This window comes from Streptomyces sp. MCA2 (assembly GCF_023544705.1).
Lineage (GTDB): Bacteria > Actinomycetota > Actinomycetes > Streptomycetales > Streptomycetaceae > Streptomyces > Streptomyces decoyicus.
In genome coordinates, this window is sequence record NZ_JAMJFM010000106.1 from 1 (window position 1) to 6999 (window position 6999).

General features: G+C 70.2%; 8 protein-coding genes. All 8 read left to right on the forward strand.

Annotated elements, in window-relative coordinates:
- The first annotated feature begins 22 nt into the window (after nucleotides 1–22).
- A complete protein-coding gene (locus M8I34_RS40820; RefSeq protein ID WP_250058128.1) occupies nucleotides 23–697 on the forward strand; it encodes an HAD family phosphatase in 675 nt (224 codons plus the stop codon).
- An 84-nt stretch (nucleotides 698–781) separates the two neighbouring features.
- Nucleotides 782–2020, forward strand: coding sequence for an MFS transporter (locus tag M8I34_RS40825; RefSeq protein ID WP_250058124.1), 1239 nt, complete (start codon nucleotides 782–784; stop codon nucleotides 2018–2020).
- The gene (locus tag M8I34_RS40830; RefSeq protein ID WP_250058125.1) at nucleotides 1989–3164 is read left to right on the forward strand and encodes an acetoin utilization protein AcuC; all 1176 of its coding nucleotides are present in this window, start codon (nucleotides 1989–1991) and stop codon (nucleotides 3162–3164) included. The genes M8I34_RS40825 and M8I34_RS40830 overlap by 32 nt, the downstream gene beginning before the upstream one ends.
- Before the next feature lie 272 nt (nucleotides 3165–3436).
- On the forward strand, nucleotides 3437–4252 hold the full coding sequence (locus M8I34_RS40835) for a phosphatase (RefSeq protein ID WP_250058126.1): 816 nt from the start codon (nucleotides 3437–3439) through the stop codon (nucleotides 4250–4252).
- 128 nt (nucleotides 4253–4380) lie between these two features.
- Nucleotides 4381–4590, forward strand: coding sequence for a helix-turn-helix domain-containing protein (locus M8I34_RS40840; protein ID WP_030985880.1), 210 nt, complete (start codon nucleotides 4381–4383; stop codon nucleotides 4588–4590).
- Nucleotides 4591–4709: 119 nt separating this feature from the next.
- Nucleotides 4710–4808, forward strand: a complete 99-nt coding sequence (locus M8I34_RS40845) for a 30S ribosomal protein bS22 (RefSeq protein WP_003948845.1) — start codon at nucleotides 4710–4712, stop codon at nucleotides 4806–4808.
- Between the two features lie 197 nt (nucleotides 4809–5005).
- A complete protein-coding gene (locus M8I34_RS40850; RefSeq protein WP_244413944.1) occupies nucleotides 5006–6055 on the forward strand; it encodes an NAD-dependent epimerase/dehydratase family protein in 1050 nt (349 codons plus the stop codon).
- A gap of 14 nt (nucleotides 6056–6069) precedes the next feature.
- Nucleotides 6070–6999, forward strand: a 930-nt coding sequence (locus M8I34_RS40855; RefSeq protein WP_250058127.1) for a lysophospholipid acyltransferase family protein, incomplete at its 3' end; no start/stop codon positions are given.

Genomic DNA, 6999 nt, shown 5'->3' on the forward strand with positions numbered 1-6999 from the left:
GCCGGTCGTTACGCTCGTGGGCATGCGTTATGACCTGGTTATTTTCGATAACGACGGCGTTCTGGTGGACAGCGAACCGATCTCCAATCGGCTCCTTGCCGCCCACCTCACCGAATTGGGGCATCCGACCACCTATGAGGAGTCGCTGCGCGACTACATGGGCGGCGCGATGCACCGTATTCATGAAGTGGTGCTGGAGCGGTCGGGAAAGCGGCTGCCGGCGACGTTCGACGAGGAGTTTCATACGCGGGTCTTCGAGGAGTTCCGCAGGCGGCTGGAGCCCGTGGCGGGTGTGGTCGAGGTGCTGGAGAAGCTGGCCGCGGACGGGGTGCCGTACTGCGTCGGGTCGTCGGGGAGCCATGAGCGCATTCGGGTGGCGTTGACGAAGACGGGGCTGTTCGAGCGGTTCGCCGAGGGGCCGACCGGTGAGGGCGGTGCCGAGCGGATCTTCTCCTCGCAGGATGTGGGGCGGGGGAAGCCGGCGCCGGATCTCTTTCTGCATGCGGCGCGGGAGATGGGTGTGGCGCCCGAGCGGTGTGCGGTGGTCGAGGACAGCCCGCTGGGGGTGCGGGCCGCGGTCGCCGCGGGGATGGACGTCTACGGCTTCACGGCGATGACGCCGGCGGCGAAGCTGACGGAGGCCGGGGCCACCGCGCTGTTCGGCCATATGGCGGAGCTGGCGGCGCTGTTGCAGTAGCGGCCTCGCCGGTCGGACGTGCGTCGGAATTGGCGAAGTGATCCATCTACCCAGTAGTAGTGCGGAGTCCTAGGCTGAGCGGCCATGACGGTCCCTCGGGTACCAGGAGCGCGGCTGCGGCACGGCCGGGTCTCGCTCGCTCTCAGCTTCTTCGTCCAGGGTGCGGTCTTCGCCCTTCTCGTGACCCGAATACCCGCGATCCAGGACCGCTACGGGATATCTGATGCCCTGTTGCCGGCCTTCCTCGCCGCGGTACCCGTCCTTGCGGGGGTCGGCAGCGTCGGCACCGAGCAGCTGGTGAAGCGGGTGCGTCCCAGCCGGGTCCTGCGGTGTGCGCAGCCGGTGGTGTGTCTGGCGCTGCTGGCGGTCGGGGCGGTCGGGTCGATGGCGCAGGTCGTGGTGGCGCTGGCGGTGTTCGGGCTGTCGGTGGGGGCCCTGGATGCCTCGATGAACATGCTCGGGGTGAGCCTCCAGCGGGCGTACGGGCGGAGCATCATGCTCGGGTTCCACGCCGCGTACAGCCTGGGCGGGATCGTGGGCGCCTCGCTGGCCTGGGCGGGGGCGCACTGGCAGCTGTCGCTTGCGCTGCTGTACGGGCCGGTGGTGGCGGTCCTGGTGCCGCTGGCGCTGATCGTGGGCCGCTGGTTCGTGGACCGGGAGCGGCAGGATGCGGCGGGGGGCCAGGAGGGTGCCGCGGCGGCCGTTGCGCCGCTCGCGATGCGGCTGTTGTTGCCGCTGTGTCTGGTGATGGCCTTCGCGTATATCGGGGACTCGACCGTCTCCAACTGGAGCGCCAAGTATTTGCAGGACGTCCTGGGGAGTTCGGAGCAGCTCGCCACCGTCCCGTACAACGTCTATATGGTCACCACGCTGCTCGGGCGGGCGGTCGGGGATCTGGGGGTGCGGCGTTTCGGGGCGGTCGCGGTGGTGCGGACCGGGACGGTGGTCGCGGCGGGCGGCTTCGCGGTGGTGGCGGCCGCTCCGGGGGCCTGGGCCGGCATGGCGGGGTTCACGCTGCTGGGGCTCGGGCTGTGTGTGATCGTTCCCCAGACGTTCGCGGCGGCGGGGCGGTACGCCTTCGAGCGCCATGGCCCCGGGGCCTCCGACATGGCCGTCGCACGCCTGAACATTTTCAACTATGTGGGCTTTCTGATCGGCTCTCCGCTGGTCGGCGCGCTCGGTGACGCCTGGAGTTATCGGGGCGCGATGCTGGTGCCGATGGTCCTGGTGCTGGTGACGCTCGTGTATGCCCGCTCGTTCGGGGCGCCGGAGGCCCGATACGGTGACGGATATGAGCGGCCGCGCACAGCTGATGTGGGATGAGGCAGTAACGGGCTACGACTTCGGGTCCGGGCATCCGATGGACCCGGTCCGGCTCGCGCTGACCATGCGTTTGGTGGAGGCGTACGAGCTGGACCGCGGGCCGCTGGAGGTGGTCGCGGCCAAGCCTGCCGGGGACTCCACCCTTCGGCTGGTGCATCGCCAGGACTTCATCAGCGCGGTTCGCAGAGCCTCGGCGGACCCCGCAGCCGCGGACCTCTCGTACGGGCTGGGGACGGCGGACGACCCGGCGTTCGTGGGGATGCACGAGGCGTCCGCGCTGATCGCCGGTCAGTCCGTAGGTGCCGCGGAGGCCGTCTGGCGCGGCGATGCGGTGCATGCGGTGAACTTCGCCGGCGGGCTGCACCATGCGATGCCGGGCGGGGCGGCCGGTTTCTGTATCTACAACGACGCGTCGCTGGCGGTCGCCCGGCTGCTGGAGCTGGGTGCCGAGCGGGTCGCGTACGTCGATGTGGATGTGCACCACGGGGACGGGGTGCAGGCGGCGTTCTGGGAGGACCCGCGGGTACTGACCATCTCGCTGCACGAGCATCCACGGACGCTCTTCCCGCAGACCGGCTGGCCGGAGGAGACCGGTGGCGAGGGCGCGGAGGGCACCGCGGCGAATGTGGCGCTGCCGGCCGGGACCGGGGACGAGGGCTGGCTGCGGGCCTTTCATGCGGTGGTGCCGGAGCTGCTGGGGGCCTTCCGGCCGCAGGTGATCGTGACCCAGCACGGCGCGGACACCCACTTCGAGGATCCGCTGGCGCATCTCGCGGTGAGTCTGGACGCCCAGCGTGCGGTGGCGGAGGCCTGTCACGACCTGGCGCACGAGCACGCGGACGGCCGCTGGGTCGCGCTCGGCGGGGGCGGCTATGCGGTGGTGGACGTGGTGCCGCGGAGCTGGACGCATCTGACCGCGATCGCGGCGGGCCGGCCGATCGACCCGGCCTCCATGGTGCCGGAGGCCTGGCGGCACGAAGTGTTCCGCAGGACGCGGCAGTTGGCGCCGCTGCGGATGACGGACGGGCGGACGCCGCACTGGCGGGATTTCGTCGCCGAGGGCTATGACCCGGCCGACCGGCTGGACCAGGCGGTGCTGGCCACCCGCCGGGCGGTGTTCCCGGCGCATGGGCTGCTGCCGTAGCTCCCGTGGGGGCAGGAGCCCGCGGCGCCGGCCGGCACGCGGCTGCGGCGCTCCAGGGTGGGCGCCCCTGGGCGAGGCACGCGAGGCGCGACGACCGCCGCCGTGCCCGTGCAGTGCCGTCGTGCGTTCCCGTACGGCCGTACCTGCCGCCGCACCCATGTAGTGCCGCCCGCCGATCCCGTATGGCCGTATCCGTCGCCGCGCTCCCCGAAGGTGTGACTACCCGTCGGTCAGGGCACCCGTAGGCCGACCAACCGGACAGTATGGGCCGCGTGTTGGGTACCGGTGCGCTGCGGGCGCATCTGATCGAGGCGCGGCTCGCGGGGACGATCGCGACCACGCGGGAGAAGAGTCTGGCGCGCTACCGGCTCTTCGCGGCCCGTGATCCCCGTGCGTTGCTGGGGCTGGATCCCGAGCGGGACTGGCCGGTCGGTGAACTCCTGCGACTGATGGGGCAGAAGTGTGGAGTTTCGGCCGATCCCACACATACTTCCGGCCTGGATGTCATCGATCCCGACCGCACCATCGCGGAACTCGACCGGTTCGCCGAACGGCTCGGTGAGACGGCCGGCCGCCGGGCGCCGGTGCTCATCGGCACCGGCCATCCGCACCGGCTGCTGGAGTTCTACGCCGCCCTCGCAGACGCTCTCTCGTCGGCGGGCTGCCCCGTTCTCACCCCGGCGTATGGCGCCCGTGTCGACATAGCGACCCGGTTCGGGGTACGTCCCTGCACCCTCGACTACGTACGGGGAGTCGCGCTGATGCGAGAAACCGGCGTGCGGGGCGCGCCCGGGGCGGGGGGCGTACACACCCATTCGCCGCTCCCGGTACGTACCGCTCTCGCGGCCGTGGGGGACGTGGCGGGGCCCCTGCCGGGGTTGGCGATCGGGGACCACGGCTGGGTCTGCGGGGCAGGTCAGCTGGGCATCGAGGCGATCGGGCTGGCGGACACGGACGACCCGGCGCTGTTCGTCGGCCAGGCGGAGGGACGGGTGTCCGTGGCGGTGCCGCTCGACGATGCCGTGCCGAGCGCGTGCTACCGGCCGCTGGCGCGCTATGTACTCAATCGCGCGCGTCTGTCCCGATAGGAGGCTGTTCGCTGCTCCTCTTCCCCACTCGCATCACCCGCCCCTAATCTGGGGAGTGAGCGCATAGCGACGAAGAGTCACCGGAGGGGAAGCCGGTGTCCGTCATATGCGGAAGGTGCAGGTGTGGCATGGCTGGAGACCAGAGGCCTCTGAACGAGGTCGTGTTCCTGACAGTGGCGGAGGTCGCCACGGTGATGCGGGTGTCGAAGATGACCGTGTACCGCTTGGTGCACAGTGGTCATCTGCCCGCGATTCGGGTGGGGAGGTCTTTCCGGGTTCCGGAGCAAGCGGTTCACGACTATCTCCGTGAGTCCTTTGTGGGGGTGGAATCAGCCTGACGGCGCTTCGCCGGACCTCGGATTACGCCGTTCGCCCGTCGCCGGGTAGGCTGGCCCGATGTAGGTAGTGTGGGCTCGGACGCCCCGCACCGAGTGATTCGAAGTGAGCGAGGGTAGTCGTGGGCTCTGTTATCAAGAAGCGGCGCAAGCGGATGGCGAAGAAGAAGCACCGCAAGCTGCTCAAGCGCACCCGTGTTCAGCGTCGTAACAAGAAGTAAGCGACGCTGATCGCGAATTCGCAGCCCCCCATCGCCTTGTGCGATGGGGGGCTGCGGTGCGTTGTGGGCCGTATGGACGGTGGTCGGACGGAAATGTGGCCGCGGGCATCCTGCGGTCATCACAGCGCAACACCTACCCGATAGCGTGGCCCGGACAGCTCGGCCATGGCGGTCGCGGCGGGAAGGAAGGGCTGATCTTGGGCAAGGTCGTGCTCGTCACGGGAGTCGCACGTCAGCTGGGCGGCCGGTTCGTCCGCCGCATCCAGCGCGATCCCGACGTCGACCGGGTGATCGGGGTCGACGCCGTGGCACCGGAACACCATCTGGGCGGCGCCGAATTCCTCAAGGCCGATATCCGGCATCCGGCCATTGCCAGGGTCCTGGCCGAGACGGGCGTCGACACCGTCGTCCATATGGACATCAACGGCACGCCGTTGGGCAAGCGCGGCGGCCGCGCCTCGGTGAAGGAAACCAATGTCATCGGGACGATGCAGCTGCTCGGCGCCTGCCAGAAGGCCCCGAATGTGCAGCGCCTGGTCATCAAGTCCAGCACCAGCGTCTACGGCTCCGCGCCCCGGGATCCCGCGGTGTTCACCGAGACCACCACGCCGAAGTCGCTGCCCAGTGGCGGCTTCGCCAAGGACGTCGTCGAGGTCGAGGGGTATGTACGCGGCTTCGCCCGGCGCCGGCCGGACGTGGCGGTGTGCGTGCTGCGCTTCGCCAACATCCTCGGGCCGTGTGCGGATTCCCCGCTCGCCGAGTACTTCTCGCTGCCCGTGCTGCCGACCGTCCTCGGCTATGACCCGCGACTCCAGTTCGTCCACGAGGGCGACGCCATCGAGGTGCTGCGGATCGCCGCCGCCGCGCCGCGCCGCGGCACGCTCAACAGCGGCACGTTCAATATCGCCGGCGACGGTGTACTGCTGCTGTCGCAGACCTCCCGGCGGCTGGGGCGGCCCACCGTGCCGCTTCTGCTGCCGACCGTGACCTGGGCCGGTACGGCGCTGCGGTCCATCGGCATCACGGACTTCTCGCCGGAACAGATCCGGCTGCTCACGCACGGCAGGGTCGTGGAAACGACACAGATGCGCGAGACACTGGGGTTCCAACCGAAGTACACGACGGCGGAGACCTTCGCGGAATTCGCCCGAAGCCGCGGACCCGGGCTGTTGCCGCCCGAGTCCGTCGCCCGCACCGTCGACCGGCTCGCCGGCGTGCTGCCCGCACGCGGCGGCCCGACCCAGTGAGGAGTTCACCCACGATGGCGGACGCCAAGGTCATCCCCTTCGGCGAGGAGCCCCGGGCGCGCAGGAAGGCCCGGCGGGCCGGGCGCTCGGGGCGCGGTACGGCGCTGGCGCCCGTACCCGAGGCGCGGACCGAGCACCCGCCGGCGGCACCCCCGCCGCCGAGCCCGCGCTCCCTGGACGAACGCATCGCGGGCGGGCTGGCCTTTCTGCGCCGGCGGATCACCGGCGACTACGAGGTCGACGACTTCGGGTACGACGAGGAGCTGACCGACCAGGTCCTGATGTCGATGCTGCGGCCCCTCTACGAGAAGTACTTCCGGGTCGAGGTGAAGGGTGTCGAGAACATCCCCTCGGACGGCGGGGCGCTGATCGTCGCCAACCACTCCGGGACGCTTCCGCTGGACGGCCTGATGCTCCAGGTCGGGGTGCACGACAACCATCCGGCGCAGCGTCACCTGCGGCTGCTGGCGGCCGATCTGGTGTTCGTCCTGCCGGTGATAAACGAGCTGGCGCGCAAGGCGGGCCACACCCTCGCCTGTGCGGAGGACGCCCAGCGGCTGCTGGAGCGCGGCGAGATCGTCGGGGTGATGCCGGAGGGCTTCAAGGGCATCGGCAAGCCCTTCGCGGACCGCTACAAGCTCCAGCGGTTCGGGCGGGGCGGCTTCGTCTCGACGGCGCTGAAGGCCGGGGCGCCGATCGTGCCGTGCTCGATCGTGGGCGCGGAGGAGATCTACCCGATGATCGGGAACGCCAAGACACTGGCGCGGGTGCTGGGGCTGCCGTATTTCCCGGTCACGCCGACCTTCCCGTGGCTGGGGCTGCTGGGGGCGGTGCCGCTGCCGACGAAGTGGACGATCCAGTTCGGCGAGCCGATCCAGACGGCCGGCTATCCGCCGGAGGCGGCGGACGATCCGATGCTGATGTTCAACCTGACCGATCAGGTA